A 17,803-nucleotide genomic window follows, 5' to 3' on the forward strand; every position below is an offset into this window, starting at 1 on the left:
ACGGTACGACGACGATGAACGCGAACAACCGCTCCAGCGCCCCAGTGGGCCGCCCTTTCTCCAACATGGTAGGGCGCTTGCGCCACCTGGCCTTGAGCCGCCCTGAGGACACGGCCCTGATCGCGGTCTCGCGCGATGGCGAGGTCCGCCTGGACTACGCCGCGTTGGACACGCGTGTGCGCGCACTGGCCACGCAGTTGCAGGGGCGTTTCGGCCAGGGTGAACGGGCGCTGCTGCTGCTGGACAACGATGAGCACTACGTCGTGGCGTTCTTCGCGTGCCTGTATGCGGGCTTGACGGCGGTCCCTGTGTTTCCGCCGGAGTCCGTCCGCGGGCAACATCTGGCGCGCTTGTCCGCCATCGCCGTTGATTGCGATGCGGCCTGCGTGTTGACCAGCGCGGCGATCCTGACCATGGTGGGCACGCAAGCCTGCTTGTTCGGCCAGGCCCAGGCCCTGGCCGTCGACACGCTGGACGAGGCGCTGGCCGATGGCTGGGCGCCGCATGATCCGAAAGACGGCGACATCGCTTTCCTGCAGTACACCTCGGGCTCGACGTCCACACCCAAGGGCGTGATGGTCAGCCACGGCAACCTGATGGCCAATGAGCGGGCCATCGAGGCCGGCATGTCGGTCGTGGACGATGATGTGTTCGTGACCTGGCTGCCGCTGTACCACGACATGGGACTGATCGGCGGCTTGCTTCAGCCGCTGCACCGTGGGGTGCCTGTGGTGCTGATGAGTCCGACTTATTTTCTGGAGCGGCCCATCCGTTGGCTGGAGGCCATCGCGCGCCATGGCGGCACGGTCAGCGGCGGGCCTGACTTTGCCTTTCGCTTGTGCCTGGAGCGCATCAAGCCCGAACAGGCGGCCGGGCTGGACCTGTCGAGCTGGCGCCTGGCTTTTTCAGGTGCGGAGCCGGTGCGGCATGACACGCTGGCATCCTTCATCGAACACTTCTCGGTGGCAGGGTTTGCCGCTGAGGCGGTCTACCCCTGCTATGGCTTGGCCGAGGCGACCTTGTTCGTCACGGGCGGGCGCCCGGGCTCGGGCCTGATCGCACACAGCTTTGCCGACGACAGCGTGGCGCAAGGGCGGCCAAGGCCGGATGCGCAGGGTGGGGTCAAGCTGGTGAGCTGCGGCCAAGCCGCCGCGGACCATGTGGTGGCCATGGTGGATGTCGCCACACGGCAGCACGTGGGCGAAGGCCAGGTCGGCGAGATCTGGGTGAGCGGGCCCAGCGTGGCACAAGGCTATTGGCGCCGTCAGGCCGAGAGCGAAGAGACCTTCGTGGAAGAGGCTGGCCGGCGGTGGTTGCGCACGGGTGACCTGGGCTTTGTGCACGAAGGGCAGCATTACATCGCGGGGCGCATCAAGGACGTGATCATCCTGCGCGGGCAGAACATCTACCCTCAGGACATTGAGCGGGCGATCGAGGCCGAGGTGGAGGCGGTGCGCAAAGGCCGCGTGGCGGCGTTCTCGGTCAGCACCGCCGATGGCGGCGAAGGCATTGGCGTCGCCGTCGAGGTGTCGCGGGGGCTGCAGAAGCTGGTGCCCGCCGAGGCTCTGGTCGAAGCCTTGAGCCTGGCTGTGAGCGCGGTGTGCCGTGAGCCGGTGGCCGTGGCCTTGCTGCTGAACCCGGGCGCGCTGCCCAAGACGTCGAGTGGCAAGCTGCAGCGGGGCGCTTGCCGACAAGGGTGGCGAGTGGGTTCGCTGGACGCCTACGCGGTCTTCGAGCATGGGCGCTTCGTGCAGGGCGGTCTCGCTGCCCAGGGCGCGGAGGCCGTCGCCGCGGTGGAGGACGAGGTCGAATCCAGCCTGATGAACTTGTGGGGGCAGGTCTTGCATCGGCCACGAGGTGCGTTGCCGGCCATCGGGCGCGAGGCGCACTTCTTTGCCAGCGGCGGCGACTCGCTGGCGGCGGTGCAGTTGGCGGCGCGCGTTGGTGACCAATGGGCCATTGACTACCCGGTCCGATTGGTTTTCGAGCACCCTCGTTTGAATGCCATGGCGGCTGAGGTCAGACGTTTGCGCAGCCTCGGCACGCCCAAGGCCAGGCTGGTGGTGCCGGTGCTGTCGGCCGAGCGCCGTGCTGCGCCGCTGCCCTTGTCGCATGCGCAGCAGCGCCAATGGTTCCTCTGGCAGCTCGATCCCAAAGGCACGGCCTACCATGTCAGCGGGGCAGTGCGCCTGAGCGGTGCGTTGGACGTGTCGGCCCTTCGTGCGGGCGTGGCGGGTTTGGTGGCCAGGCACGAGTCGCTGCGCACGCTGTTCGTTGACCAGGGCGATGGTCAGGCCGCGCAGCGGATTCTGCCCAGCCTGGCGCTTGAGGTGCCCCTGCATGATCTCCGAGGGATGGAGCCGGGTGGGCGCGAGACTCGCGCGGCACGGCTTGCGCAAAGCGTGAACGATGTGCCTTTCGACCTCACGCGTGGGCCCTTGCTGCGCGCGGCCTTGATCCAGTTGAAGGACGACGAGCACATCCTGGTGCTGGTCATGCACCACATCGTGTCTGACGGCGCATCGATGCAGGTGTTCATCGATGAGCTGGCCACACGCTATCTGGCGCATCTGAAGGGACAAGCGCCTGCCTTGCCCACATTGCCGATTCAGTATGTCGACCATGCCGTCTGGCAGCGCGATTGGCTGGCCGCCGGCGAGGGCGAACGGCAATTGGCCTACTGGCGCGCGCAACTGGGTGACGAGCAGCCGGTGCTGGCCTTGCCAACCGACCATCCGCGCCAGGCGGGCGGCAGCAACCGGGCCGGATTGCATGTCTTTGAACTCCCCCAGACGCTGGTGGGTGAATTGCGTCAGGTGGCGCAGGGCGGTGGCGTGACCTTGTTCATGCTGCTGCTGGCCGGCTTCCAGGCGCTTTTGCACCGCTACACCGGCCAGGAGGATGTGCGGGTGGGCGTGCCTGTGGCCAACCGCCACCGCATCGGCACCGAAGGGGTGATCGGCTTCTTCGTGAACACCCTGGTCTTGCGCAACCAGGTGCGGGGCCGCAGCAGCCTGGCCCAAGTGCTGGCACAGACCAGGGAGGCCGCCTTGGGTGCTCAGGGGCACCAGGACATGCCTTTCGAACAACTGGTCGATGCCTTGCAGGGCGAACGCAGTCTGAGCCACAGTCCGCTGTTCCAGGTCATGTTCAACCACCTGGTCGAAGATCACCGTGCTTTGCAGGCGCTGCCGGGCATCGTGCTGAACGACCATCCACTGGACGTGGCCGCCGCGCAGTTCGAGCTGACGTTGGAGGTGCGCGAGCGACCGGATGGCACATTGAAAGGCAGGCTGGTCTACGCGGCTGAATTGTTCGAGGCTTCAACGATGGCCCGCCTGGCCGGGCACTATGTGCAGGTGCTGAAGGCCCTGGTGCACCAGTCTTCGCTGCCGGTTGGCGATGTGGCCTTGATGAGCGAGGAAGAGCTGGCCCAGGTCGATTCTTGGAGCCGAAACAAGGGTGCGGTGCCACCGTTGGCGCCATCGATCGCGGTGGTCCATCACCTCTTCGAGCAACAAGTCGTGAACAGCCCCAATGCCGTGGCCCTGGTGTTTGGCGAGGCGGTGCTGAGCTATACCGAGCTGAATCGGCGTGCCAATCAGTTGGCGCACCACCTGATCGGCCTGGGTGTGCGGCCAGAGACCAGGGTGGGCATCGCGGCCGAGCGTTCCATCGACATGGTGGTTGGTGTGTTGGGCATCATGAAGGCTGGCGGCGCCTATGTGCCTCTGGACCCGGACCACCCTGTCGAGCGCCTGTCCTATGTGGTCGAAGACAGCGGGATCGGGCTGCTGCTGAGCCAGCAGCATCTGAACGACCGCTTGCCGAAGTTGGATGGCCTGACCGTGCTGGCGATGGACGGACTGGATCTGGGCAGCGAACCTGCTCACAACCCCGATGTTCCGCTGCATGGCGAGAACCTGATCTATGTGATCTACACCTCGGGCTCAACGGGGCGACCCAAGGGCGCAGGCAACCGGCACCGCTCACTGCTCAATCGCCTGGCCTGGGGCCAGCAGCACCAGCCCCTTGGCGCGGACGACACGGTCTTGCAGAAGACACCGTTCAGTTTCGACATCTCCTTCTGGGAGTTTTTCTGGCCCTTGACCGTGGGGGCCAGGCTGGCCCTGGCGGGGCCGGGCGATCACCGCGATCCGGGCAGGCTGGTCGAGCTGATCTTGCAGCATGGCGTGAGCACCCTCCATTTCGTGCCGTCCATGCTGCGGGCTTTCATGGGCCATGAAGGCATTGAGGCTTGTGGCGGCTTGAAGCGCATCATCTGCAGTGGCGAGGCTTTGCCGGCTGATCTGCAGAACCAGGTGCTGACCCTGTGGCCGGGCGTTGAGCTGCTGAATTTGTATGGCCCCACCGAGGCGGCCATCGAGGTGACGTACTGGGATTGCCGCCACGATGGTGCGCTGACCGTGCCGATCGGCCGGCCGATCGGTGATGTGAGCGTCCATGTGCTGGATGCCGACCTGCAAGCCGTGCCGCGTGGCGTGGCGGGCGAGCTGGTGCTGGGGGGCGCAGGTTTGGCGCGCGGTTACTGGCATCGGCCCGCCCTGACGGCCGAACGCTTCGTGGCCGACCCGCTCAGTGGCGATGGCGGGCGGTTGTACCGCACCGGCGATCTGGTGCGCTGGCGATCGGACGGTCAGATCGAGTACCTGGGCCGCATCGACCACCAGGTGAAGATCCGCGGTTTCCGCATCGAACTGGGCGAGGTCGAAGCGCAACTGCTGGCGCAGGCTGGCGTGAAAGAAGCAGTCGTGGTGGCGCAGACGGTGGCCACGGGGGCCCGCCTGGTCGCCTATGTCGCACCCCATGAGGGCATGACGCTGGACTTGGCCCGGCTGAGGGAAGACCTGGCGCGGGCGCTGCCCGACTACATGGTGCCCGGCGCCATCGTGGTGCTGGCGGGCCTGCCGCTCAATGCCAATGGCAAGGTCGACCGCAAGGCATTGCCTGAACCTGAGCTGGCGAGCGAGGCCGTGTACGAAGCGCCGCAAGGCGTGGCGGAGCAGGCATTGGCATCGGTCTGGCAAGCCGTGCTGGGCGTCCAGCGTGTGGGCCGCCATGACAATTTCTTCGAACTGGGGGGTGATTCCATCCTCAGCCTGCAGATCGTGGCGCGAGCCCGCCAGGCGGGCTGGAAGCTGACGCCGCGTCAGTTGTTCGAACGCCAGACTGTGGCCGCCCTGGCTGGCGTGGCACAGGCTGCGACGGCCAAGGCGCAGACCTCGGAGGTCGTGACAGGACAGGTGCCATTGCTGCCGATCCAAGCCGCATTCTTTGAGCATGAGGTGCCGGCGCCCCACCATTGGAATCAGGCGGTGATGCTGGCCTGCCCGCAAGGGCTGGACGCCGCCGTGCTGGCGCAAGCACTGGATGCGCTGGTGCGACACCATGACGGCTTGCGTTTGCGCTTCACGCGTGAAGCCGATCAGCGCGGTGCCTGGACCCAGGCGCATGCGGAACACGCGCCGCAGGATTGCTTGTGGGTTCGCCGGGCCACAGATGCGGGACAGATCGAAGCCTTGTGCGCAGACGCCCAGCGCAGCCTGGACCTGGCCGCGGGCCCCTTGCTGCGTGCCTTGCTGGTCGAGCTGGTGGATGGCGGCGCGCGCCTCCTGCTGGTGGCGCACCACTTGGTGATCGACGGGGTGTCGTGGCGCATCTTGTTGGAAGACCTTCAAACCGCTTGCGCGCAACTGGCCGCGCATCAGCCGGTCGTGCTGCCGGACAAGACCTGCAGCTACCAGGCCTGGTCACAGCGCCTGCAGCGCGATGTGCCCTTGCATGGCGCGCAATTGGCCCATTGGCAGTCTCTGGCGGGGTTGCCGGTCGAGCTGCCTTCCGATGTGCCGCCAGGGGTTGCAACAGGTGGCGACACGGTGGCGGGCGAATCGCACTTGAGCCTCAAGCTGGACCAGGCGGCCACGCAGGCCTTGCTCAAGTTGGCGCCTGCGGCCTACCGCACCCAGGTCAACGACATCTTGCTGACCGCGCTGGGCCGCGCCTTGTGCGCCTGGAGTGGGCAGGATCGCCTGCTGATCGATCTGGAGGGGCATGGCCGAGAAGACACCGAGGGCGACCTGGACCTGTCACGCACGGTGGGCTGGTTCACATCGATTTACCCGGTGCTGCTGGATGCGCAGGGCACACCGACTCAGGCCTTGCAGCGCGTCAAAGAGCAATTGCGGCAAGTGCCGCACAAGGGGCTGGGACATGGCGTGCTCAAGCACTTGGGTGATGCGCAGCAGCGCGCTGCACTGGCCGACTTGCCGCAGCCGCAGGTGGTGTTCAATTACCTGGGCCAGTTCGACACCAGCTTTGGCGCAGGCTCGCCATGGCAGCTTGCGCAGGAAGAATCCACCGGCCCCTGGCAGGATGCAGGTGCCCCACGCTGGCATGCCTTGGCCATCAATGGCCAGGTGCAGGGTGGAGAGCTGAGCCTGCGCTTCAGCTACAGCGAGGCACGCCACCGGCGCGACACCATCGCCGCGCTGGTCACGCGCTGCGAGGCCGAGTTGCGCGGCTTGATCGCCCTTTGCACGGCCCCTGGCGTGGCTGGCGCCACGCCTTCGGATTTTCCGTTGGCCCGCATCGACCAACCCGCGTTGGACGCGCTGCCGGTGCCCATGGGTGAGGTGGAAGACCTGTACCCCTTGTCGCCCATGCAACAGGGCATGCTCTTCCACAGTGTGCTGGACCCCGATGGCAGCGCCTACCTGACGCAGTTGCGGGTGGACATCGCAGGCCTGGACGTGACGGCATTCCAGACCGCCTGGCGCGAGGCTTTCCAGCGCCATGCGATCCTGCGCACGGGCTTCCTGGCCCGCATGGACCCACCTTTGCAGTGGGTGGCGCGGGGCGTGGACCTGCCCATTCACCTGCTCGACTGGCGTGGCCATGATGGCGATCTGTCCGACGCGCTGGATGCGCTGGCGCAAGCTGATCTGGCGAAGGGCTTCGATCTGGCGCGACCACCCTTGACACGCCTGGCGCTGGTGCGGATCAGCGAGGACACACACCACTTCATCTGGACCAGCCACCACCTGCTGCTGGACGGCTGGAGCACGGCGCGCCTGATGGCCGAGGTGTTGAGGCCACAAACAGTGCAAGACGCATCGCCCACCATCGCCAGCAGCTACCGCGACTACATCGCTTGGCTGCAAGGCGTCGATCAGCAAGCGGCCCGCGAGTACTGGAGCGGGCAATTGAAGGACATGGCAGGGCCGACGCGCTTGGCCGAGGTCTGGCCCAGGCCCCAGGCACTGCCCTTGGGCCAGGCACCCATGCAACAACAGTCCTTGCTGATCGATGCCGCGCATGCGGCGGCCCTGCTGGCTTTGGCACGGCGAGAGCATGTCACCCTGAACACCATTGTTCAGGCCGCCTGGGCCTTGCTGCTGCAACGTTGCACCGGCCAACAAACCGTGTGCTTTGGGGCGACCACGGCTGGCCGGCCTGCCGACTTGCCCGGTGTCGAGCAACTGCTGGGCCTGTTCATCAACACGGTGCCCGTGGTTGCCACACCGCAGGCTGCGATGGCCCTGGGCGACTGGCTGCGCGAACTGCAAGCGGCCAACCTGGCGGGACGAGAGCACGAGCACACGCCGCTGTCGGAGATCCAGCGTTGGTCGGGGCAGGGCGGACAGGCCTTGTTCGACAGCATCCTGGTCTTCGAGAACTACCCCATTGACGCCGCCTTGAAGGGTGACGAGCAAGGCGCGGCACGCTTGTCCGCGCTGCGCTTCCGCGACGACACGCACTATCCGCTGACGGTCAGCGTGATGCTGGAGCAGGCTGGAGAGATCAAGCTGGTGTTCAGCCACGATCCCAGGTCCTTCGACCAGGGCACGGTGGCGGGCATCGCGGCGCGTCTGGACATGCTCTTGCAGCGCTTGCCCGGCAAGGCCTCATTGCCTTTGGGCCAGTTGGACACCTTGCTTGACCGTGAGCGCGCGCAGTTGTGGCAGTGGCATGCCAACGCTGAACGCCATCGCAGCACCGATCCCGTCCACATGCTGATCGAGGCGCAGGCCTTGAGCCGACCACAGGCCCATGCGCTGATCCACGATGACGTGGTGCTCAGCCATGCCGAGCTGAACCGCCGGGCCAATCGCCTGGCCCACCGGCTGATCGCGCTGGGCGTGCGGCCCGAGTCGCGTGTGGGTCTCTCGCTGGAGCGGGGCGTGGACATGATCGTGGCCTTGCTGGCCATCCTGAAGGCCGGCGGTGCCTATGTGCCGCTGGACCCGGACTACCCGGTGGATCGTTTGGCCTACATGGTCAAGGACAGCGGCCTGTCGCTGGTCCTCACGCAGGCCTCGCTGCTGCCAAGTCTGCCCACCCACGAAGGTGTGCGCGTTCTGTGCGTGGACCAGATGGTCGACGAGGCCGGTCCCGATCACGATCCGGCCGTCCGGGTGCATGGGCACCACCTGGCCTATGTCATCTACACCTCGGGCTCGACCGGCAAGCCCAAGGGCGTGTGCGTGGCCCACCACGCGCTGGCCGAGCATGCGCAAGTGGGCATCGGCTTCTTCGGGCTCACGCCGGGCGACCGAATGCTCCAGTTCTCGACCCTGAACTTTGACGGCTTCATCGAACAGGTGTTCCCCACCCTGTGCGCCGGGGCGGCCATCGTGCTGCGCGGCCCGCAACTGTGGGACAGCGAAACCTTCCACCGCGAACTGATCGACCAACGCATCAGCGTGGTCGACCTGACCACCGCTTACTGGTTCCTGCTGGTCCAGGACTTTGCGCGACGAGGATTGCATGACTACGGCGTGCTCCGCCAGGTCCATGCCGGCGGTGAAGCCATGCCGCCCGAAGGCCTGAAGGCCTGGCAGGACGCAGGCATGTCGCACATCCGTTTGCTGAACACTTATGGGCCCACGGAGGCCACAGTCACGGCCACGGTGCAGGATTGCGCTGAACTGCCACGGCCCTGGCCCAATCCCCTGCCCATCGGCAGGCCGCTGGCTGGGCGTCAGTTGTACGTGCTGGATGCGAACCTGCACCTGGTGCCGCCTGGTGTGGCGGGTGAGCTGTGCATCGGTGGTGAGCTGCTGGCGCGTGGCTATGGTCAGCGTCCCGGCCTGACGGCCGAGCGCTTCGTGGCGAACGCCTTCGACGAGCGTGGTGGCCGGCTCTACCGCACAGGCGACCTGGTGCGCTGGGATGCCGAGGGGCGCCTGCAGTACCTGGGGCGCCTGGACCACCAGGTCAAGATCCGGGGCTTTCGCATCGAACTCGGCGAGGTCGAGGCCGAGTTGCTGCGTCAGGACGGTGTGCGCCAAGCCCTGGTGCTGGCCGAACCGGCCGCATCTGGCCTCCGGCTGATTGCCTACGTGGCGGGTGGCATGGGCGCAGCTTTGCACGCCGGTGCGCTGCGTGCGCAGTTGGCCCGCACCTTGCCCGACTACATGGTGCCTGGCGTGATCATGGTGCTTGATGCCTTGCCTTTGAACCCCAACGGCAAGATCGATCGCCATGCGCTGCCCAGGCCGGATGCCGCCCTGGCCGCGCAGTTCGAGGCGCCGCAGGGCGAGGTTGAGCAGGCCTTGGCCGCCATCTGGGCCCAGGTACTGGGTGCCGAGCGCGTGGGCCGCCACGACAACTTCTTCGAGCTGGGCGGGCACTCGCTGGCCGCCATCCAGATCACCGCTTTGCTGGCCCAGCGCCATGGCTGCGAGTTGGCCGTGCGTAGCCTGTTCGAGCACAGCAGCCTGAGTGTGCTGGCGGCCTTGCTACCAGCCGAGCGATTTGGCCAGAGCCGGGCACACCGGCTTTCGGAGATGGACCGTCTCCTGACAGAATTTGAGGAATGAACAAGACATGAGCCGCGACGAAGACCAACAACTGGCCCGGCGCTTTGCCGCCCTGAAGCCCGCTTCACGCCGTGCCTTCCTGGCCAGGATGCAGGCCGCTGGGTTGAACTTCGCCGAGTTGCCCATCGTGAGGCTGGAGAGCGAACCCGCTGATGACCTGCCTTTGTCGATGGCACAGCGCGGCCTGTGGCTGACCTGGCAGTTGGACCAGGCCAGCCCCGCCTACAACATGCCCGGTCTGCTGCACCTGAGCGGGCCGCTGGACGAGGCAGCGTTGCGCCGCAGCATGGGCGATCTGGCGCGGCGCCACGAGGTGCTGCGCACAGTCTTCGTGGCCGACGCACAGGGCGAGCCCTGGCAGCGCATCCTGCCCGATGCCGAGGTGGTTTTGAGCCACAGCGATCTGCGCCCATCGCCCATGGCGGTGCGTGAAGCGATGGCCCGCCAGCAGGCCCAGGCCTTCGCGGAGCAGGCCTTCCAGCTCGACGCGCAAGCGCCCTGGCGCGCGGCGCTGTTCCGGATCGGCGATGCCGAACACCTGCTGGCCATCGTGGTCCACCACATCGCGGCCGACGCCTGGTCGCTGCGCATCCTGATGGACGAGTTGCTGGCCCTGTACGAGGCCCACGCCCTGAGCCAGTCGCCCAGCTTGGCATCCTTGCCGATCCGCTACGCGGACTATGCCGTGTGGCAGCGCAACTGGATGGAGGCGGGTGAGCAGGACCGGCAACTGGCCTATTGGCAGGCCAGCCTGGGCAGCCTGCACCCCGTGCTGGACTTGCCACTGGACCGCCCACGCGAGGCCATGCGCCATGCGCCCGAAGGCCGACTCGTGCAGGCCTTGCCGGCCGAGCTGAGCGCTAAGCTGCGCGAGGTGGCCAAGGCGCAGGGCACCTCGCTTTACATGGTGATGCTGGCCCTGTTCGGGCTGACCTTGAACCGCCTGACGGGGCAGACCGACATCCGCATCGGCTCGCCAACCGCCAACCGCCTGCGCGCCGAAACCCATGGCTTGGTGGGCTATGTGGCCAATGTGCAGGTGTTGCGTGCCCAGATGGACACGCGCCTCGGATTTTCGGATTGGCTGTCCCAGGTGCGTGAAACGGTGCTGGGCGCCCAGTCCCACCAGGACCTGCCTTTCGATGCACTGGTGGCGGCCTTGCTGCCTGAGCGTCAGGCTGGCGTGCATCCGCTCTTCCAGGTCAAGTGCACCGAGCAATCGGCGTGGCCCGATGTGCGATTGGCCGCTGGACTTGAGGTGCGCCTGGAAGAGCTGTCGGGCGGACGTGCCCACTTTGACCTCAGCTTCGATTTTGTCGACAGCGGCCAGGGCATCGAGACCACATGGGCCTATGCGGCTGACTTGTTCGAGGACGCCAGCATCGACCGCATGGCGGCTTTGTGGGTGCAACTGGCGCAAGCGGCCGTGCGTGACCCGTCCTGCTCGCTGGGGGATGGATTCCTGCCTGCTGTGCCTGTCGAAGATGCATGCCTTCAGGGCGAGGCCGTGGCATGGGCGGATAGCCACGTCCTGTCGCTGTGGCAGCGCAGCGTGGCCCGCTTACCCCAGACAGACGCGGTGCGCTTCGAGGACCAGGCCTGGACTTACCAGCAGCTGGACGCGCAGAGCGAGCGCCTGGCGCAAAGGCTGCGCGCCCTGGGCGTGGGCCCGGAAGTGCGCGTGGGCGTGCATGCCCCGCGCGAAGGCGAATTCGTGCTCGGCCTGCTGGCCGTGCTCAAGGCCGGTGGCGTGTTCGTGCCGCTGGACCCGCAACTGCCCGCAGACCGGCTGGCCTACCAGTTGGCCGACAGCGGCGCGGGCTGGTTGCTCAGCACGCAGGCCCCTTCCTGGACGCCAGATGTGCCGGTGCTGGCGCTCGCGTTTGAACACGACATCATCGATGGCGAGCCCGCAGCCCCTTTGCGTCACCAGCCCCATCCCGACCAGGCCGCCTACGTCATCTACACCTCCGGCTCGACCGGGCGGCCCAAGGGCGTGGTGGTCGGCCATGGCGCGCTGGCCAACTACGTGCAGGCCGTGCTGGCCCGCCTGGCCTTGCCGGGCACGGTCAAGAGCCTGGCCATGGTCTCCACGGTGGCGGCCGACCTGGGCCACACCAGCTTGTTCGGCGCGCTGTGCTCGGGCCGCACGTTGCACCTGATCAGCGCGCAGCGTGTCTTTGACCCGGACGCGTTCGCGCAGTACATGCACGCGCACCAGGTGGACGTGCTCAAGATCGTGCCCAGCCATTTGCAGGCTTTGATGCAGGCCGCGCGGCCCGAGCAGGTGTTGCCTCGGCACACCCTGGTTGTGGGCGGCGAAGCCACTTCATGGCGCCTGCTGGACCAGATCCAGGCCTTGAAGCCGGGCTGCCGCGTGCTCAATCACTACGGCCCCACGGAAACCACCGTCGGGGTGCTCACGCAGGCGGCGTCGGAGGCTGATCGCCATGCCACGCATTTGCCTTTAGGCCGGCCCCTGGCAAATGTCGACGCCTGGGTGCTGGACGCGGATCTGAACCCCGTACCGCAGGGCGCGGCGGGCGAGCTGTACCTGGGCGGGTCAGCCCTGGCGCGGGGTTACCAGCAGCGGGCTGGTGCCACCGCCGAGCGCTTCGTGCCCCATCCATGGCAAGCTGGCGCGCGCCTTTACCGCACGGGCGACCGGGTGCGCCAGCTTGGCCAGCAGGGCGGCCTGGCCTTCCTGGGCCGGGTCGACGACCAGGTCAAGGTGCGCGGCTACCGCGTTGAGCTGAGTGAAGTGGCCTCGGCCTTGCGGGCGCAGCCCGGCGTGCATGAAGCCGCCGTGGTGCTGGTGCAGGAGGACGATGGCCGTAGCGCGCTGGCTGCCTATGTGGTGCCTCAGGCCGACCAGGCCGCGCAACCGCTGGACGTGGTGGCACTGAAGGCCGGTTTGGCAGCGGTCCTGCCCGACTACATGGTGCCCAGTGTGATCATGGTGCTGGCCCAGTTGCCGCTGAATGCCAATGGCAAGCTTGACCGCCAGGCCCTGCCCAAGCCGCAGGCCATGGCCGGGGACGCTCATGAAGCCCCGCAAGGCGAGGTGGAAGAAACATTGGCCGCCGTCTGGGCAGAAGTCCTGGGCCGTGACCAGGTGAGCCGACACGACAACTTCTTCGAACTGGGGGGCGACTCTATCCTGAGCTTGAAGGTGGTTGCCCGGGCGCGCAAGCGCGGCGTCCACCTGCTGCCCAAGCAACTGTTTGAAAGCCAGTCGCTGAGCGGTCTGGCGCTGTCCGTGAGCAAGCCATCGGCCAAGGCTGCGCGCAGTGCCGAGCCGCTCATCGCGCGCCTGGATGCACAGCGCAGGCAAGCTCCGATGCCGTTGTCGTCCGCGCAGGCGCGGCAATGGTTCCTGTGGCAGTTGGACCCGGCCAGCTCGGCCTACCATGTCTCTGGCGGCCTGCAATTGCAGGGCGAACTGAACCTCGATGCCTTGAGGCGTGCGTTCCAGGCGTTGGTCGATCGGCATGAGTCGCTGCGCACGGTGTTCCGCGCCAGTGCCGACGGCCTGGCCGAGCAGTGGATCCAAGCCGTGGTGGCACTGGACGTCCCGCTGATCGACGTGTCGCAAGCCGACGAGGCTGAACGAACCAGCCTGGCGCAAGCGCAGGCCCGGCAAGTCAACCAGACCCCATTTGACCTGGGCAACGGCCCGCTGTTGCGTGTGGCCGTGATCCGCATGGACGCGCGCACGCACCTGCTGGCCGTGGCGATGCACCACATCGTCTCTGACGGCTGGTCCATGCAAGTCATCGTTGACGAGTTCGTGGCGCTTTACCGCGCCCACCTGGCGGGCCAGGAAGCCAGCTTGCCGCCCTTGGCCATCCAATATGCGGACTACGCCGCTTGGCAACGCCAGTGGCTGGCCGATGGCGAGAAGGATCGTCAGCTCAGTTACTGGAAGAACCAGCTTGAAAGCGGCCTGGAGGACGGTGAGCACCCCGTGCTGCAACTGGCCACGGACCACCCGCGTCAGGCCCAGCCCGTCTACCGGGCTGCCCATCACCAGCAGACCCTGCCTGTCGCCTTGGTGCACGATCTGCAGCGCCGAGCGCACGAGCAGGGCGCCACCTTGTTCATGGCCTTGCTGGCTGGCTGGCAGGCGCTGTTGCAACGCTACACCGGACAGGATGACATCCGCGTGGGCGTGCCCGTCGCCAACCGACACCGCATCGAGACACAGGGCGTGGTGGGCTTTTTCGTCAACACCCAGGTGCTGCGCAACCTTCTGCATGCCCGCATGCCGCTCAGCCAGGTGCTGGCGCAGGCCAAAGACGCCGCGCTGGGCGCGCAGTCGAACCAGGACCTGCCTTTCGAGCAACTCGTGGAGGCCCTGCAGCCCGAGCGCAGCCTGAACCACAGCCCCCTGTTCCAGGTGCTGTTGAACCATCAGCGCGACCAGCGCGGCGCCTTAGCCCAGGTGCCCGGCTTGACCGTGCAGCCCTGGGATCTGGGCGAGCAGGCCGCGCAGTTCGAGCTGGCCCTGCACACCACCGAAGATGCGCAAGGCGGCGTGCACATCATGCTCAGCTACGCCCGTGAGCTGTTCGAGCCCGAGACCATCGCTCGTCTGGTGGGCCACTACCAGGCCATGCTCCAGGCGCTGGCCAGTCAGCCGGATTTGCCCTTGGGCGATGTCGCCTGGCTGAGTGCGCCTGAACAAGCCGTGCTCGGCCAATGGAGCGTGAACCGCACGCACCATGCCGATGGCACGCAGGTGCATCACCTGATTGAGCGCCAGGCCGCTCGGACACCGGATGCGCCGGCCCTGGTTTTCGAGCAGACCACCTTGAGCTACGGCCAGCTCAACCGGCGGGCCAACCAATTGGCCCACCTCCTGATCGGGCAAGGCCTGCAACCCGAGGTTCTGGTCGGTATCGCGGTAGAGCGGTCTATCGAGATGGTGGTTGGCCTGCTGGCGATCATGAAAGCAGGGGGCGCCTATGTGCCGCTGGACCCAGAGTATCCCAAGGACCGCCTGGCCTACATGATGCAGGACAGCGGCATGGGCCTGTTGCTGACGCAAAGCCATGTGTTGCCTGGCCTGCCCGTTGTCGAGACCGCCACGGGTGCTTTGCGCACATGGTGCCTCGACACGTTGGACCTGAGCGCCGAGCCTGACCACGATCCTTGCGTGCCTCTGCATGGCGACAGCCTGGCGTATGTGATCTACACGTCCGGGTCGACCGGCCGCCCCAAGGGCGCGGCCAACCGCCATCGCTCCTTGCACAACCGCCTGGCCTGGATGCAGTCGGCCTATGCCCTGACCCCGGCGGACACGGTGCTGCAGAAGACGCCCTTCAGCTTTGACGTGTCGGTGTGGGAATTCTTCTGGCCGCTGATGGTGGGTGCGCGCCTGGCCGTGGCGCGTCCCGGCGATCACCGTGATCCTGATCGACTGATCGGGCTGATTCAGCGGCATGGCGTGAGCACGTTGCACTTCGTGCCATCCATGCTGCAGGCCTTCATGGCGCACCAAGGCGTGGGTGTCTGCACCTCGCTCAGGCGCATCGTCTGCAGTGGCGAAGCCTTGCCTGCCGAGTTGCAGAACCAGGTCTTCTCACGCCTGCCGGGCGCCGGCCTGTACAACCTGTATGGCCCGACCGAAGCGGCCATCGATGTCACCCATTGGACTTGCCGTGACGATGGCCTGAACCACGTGGCCATCGGCCAGCCCATCGCCGACACCACCGTGCGCGTGCTGGACGCCGGCCTGAACTTGTTGCCACAAGGCGTGGCTGGCGAGCTGTACCTGGGCGGCATCGGCCTGGCCCGCGGCTATGTCGGGCGCCACGGCTTGACGGCCGAGCGCTTCGTGGCCGACCCCTTCAGCACCACGGGCGAGCGCTTGTACCGAACCGGCGACCTGGTGCGCTGGCGCCTGGATGGCCAGATCGAATACCTGGGCCGCATCGACCACCAGGTCAAGATCCGGGGCTTTCGCATCGAGCTTGGCGAGATCGAGGCGCAGTTGTTGCGCCAGGCTGGCGTGCGCGAAGCCGTCGTGGTGGTGCAGCCGTTGGCCGCAGGCGCGCGCCTGGTGGCCTATGTGTCGGGCGCTCAGGTTCTGCACACGCCGGGCATCAAGGCGCAACTGGCCCTGGACCTGCCGGACTACATGGTGCCCGCGCTGATCATGGTGCTGGATCAGTTGCCCTTGAATGCCAACGGCAAGGTCGACCGCAAGGCATTGCCTGCGCCTGATGTGACGGGGCACGACAGCGAGGCCGAGGCACCGCAAGGCGAGGCCGAACGGGTGCTGGCGGGTATCTGGTCCGAGGTCCTGAGTGTGCAGGCCATCGGCCGGCAAGACAACTTCTTTGAACTGGGCGGGGATTCCATCCTGAGCCTGCAGATCGTGGCGCGGGCCCGCAAGGCCGGTTGGTGGATCACGCCCCGGCAGATGTTCGAGCGGCAGCGTGTGGCTGACCTGGCCCAGGTGATGCAGCCGGTTGCCGCCATGACGGCGGCTGGCCAGGATGCCGCGCAGGGCGAGGTGCCGCTTCTGCCCATCCAATGCGAGTTCTTCGGGCGCGCCGTGCCCACGCGCGCGCACTGGAATCAGGCGCTGCTGCTGCAAACTCATCTGCCTTTGGACACGGGCCTGCTGGCCCAGGCGCTGCACGCATTGGTGCAGCAGCACGATGGCCTGCGCCTGCGCTATCGTCAGGAAGCGGGTGTCTGGCAGCAAGCCTATGGTGCGGCTGCCTTGCAGCCCGAGCTATTGTGGATTCGCCAGGCCCGCGACGCCACCGAGTTGGAGGCGCTGTGCGATGAAGCGCATCGCAGCCTGGATCTAGCCCATGGCCCGCTGATGCGCGCACTGGCCGTGTCCATGGCCGATGGCACGAATCGCCTGCTGTTGACGGCTCACCATCTGGTGGTCGATGGGGTGTCGTGGCGCGTGCTGGTCGAGGACTTGCACTTGGCCTATGGCCAACTCGTGGCCGGGCAAGCCCTGAGCCTGCCTGCGCGAACGAGCAGTTACCAAAGCTGGGCTCGACGGCTGTTGGACAGTTTGCCGGTGCATGCCGCCGATATGCCCTGGTGGAGCAAGCTGGCCGATGTGCCCTTCAGCCTGCCTTTGGCGCAGGCCGAGTCGCCACATGGTTCGCGCGGCCAGCAGGCCAGCGTGACGCGCCAGCTCGATGCCGTGGCCACACAGGCCTTGCTGAAAGACGCGCCCGCCGCCTACCGCACGCAGGTCAACGATCTGCTGCTGACCGCCCTGGGGCGTGCGCTTTGCCGCTGGAGTGGTCACGAGCGCATCCTGATCGACCTGGAAGGGCATGGCCGGGAGAACCTGCATGCGGACATCGACTTGTCGCGCACGGTCGGCTGGTTCACCAGCCTGTATCCGATCGAGCTGGATGCGTTGGGTGAGCCTGGCCAGGCGCTCAAGCGGGTCAAGGAGCATCTGCGGCAGGTGCCCCACAAGGGCGTGGGTCATGGCCTGCTCAAGCACCTGGGCACCGTCGCGCAACGCGAGGCGCTGGCCGCCTTGCCCAAGGCGCAGGTCGTTTTCAACTACCTGGGCCAGATCGACAGCGGACTCGATGCCCTCGCGGACTGGACGCCTGCGTCGGAATCCCTCGGCACCCCGATGGACCCGCAGGCCCAGCCCTGGCATGCGCTGTCGGTCAGCGCCCAGGTCGCCCAAGGCGTGCTGAGCCTGAGCATGAGCTACCCGGCATCGCGTGTTGACGCGGGCACCATGTCGTCCCTGCTGGACGACTGCCTGAGTGAACTGCATGCCCTGATCACCCACTGCGGCAGCGGTGCAGCCGGGCTGACGCCATCGGACGTGCCGCTGTCCGGGCTGAACCAGCATCAACTGGACGCGCTGGCCTTGCCTGCCGTGCGCGTGGACGACCTGTACCCCTTGTCCCCCATGCAGGAAGGCATGCTCTTTCACAGCGTCTACGAGCCCAGCGGCA

At 66.8% G+C, this 17,803-nt stretch carries 2 protein-coding genes; both read left to right on the plus strand.

Features of this window, described 5'->3' with window-relative positions; translation table 11 throughout:
- The first annotated feature begins 14 nt into the window (after positions 1-14).
- On the plus strand, positions 15-9,842 hold the full coding sequence (locus LQ232_RS23725; RefSeq protein ID WP_371820363.1) for an amino acid adenylation domain-containing protein: 9,828 nt from the start codon (positions 15-17) through the stop codon (positions 9,840-9,842).
- Positions 9,843-9,849: 7 nt separating this feature from the next.
- A partial coding sequence (locus LQ232_RS22440; RefSeq protein WP_230182617.1) for a non-ribosomal peptide synthetase occupies positions 9,850-17,803 on the plus strand: 7,954 nt, incomplete at its 3' end.

The sequence above is a fragment of the Aquabacterium sp. CECT 9606 genome, assembly GCF_918741295.1.
Taxonomy (GTDB): domain Bacteria; phylum Pseudomonadota; class Gammaproteobacteria; order Burkholderiales; family Burkholderiaceae_C; genus Aquabacterium.

Excerpts from the sequence above, each read along its gene's own strand:
- LQ232_RS23725 (WP_371820363.1), top strand. The coding sequence starts at position 15 with ATGAACGCGAACAACCGCTCCAGCGCCCCAGTGGGCCGCCCTTTCTCC.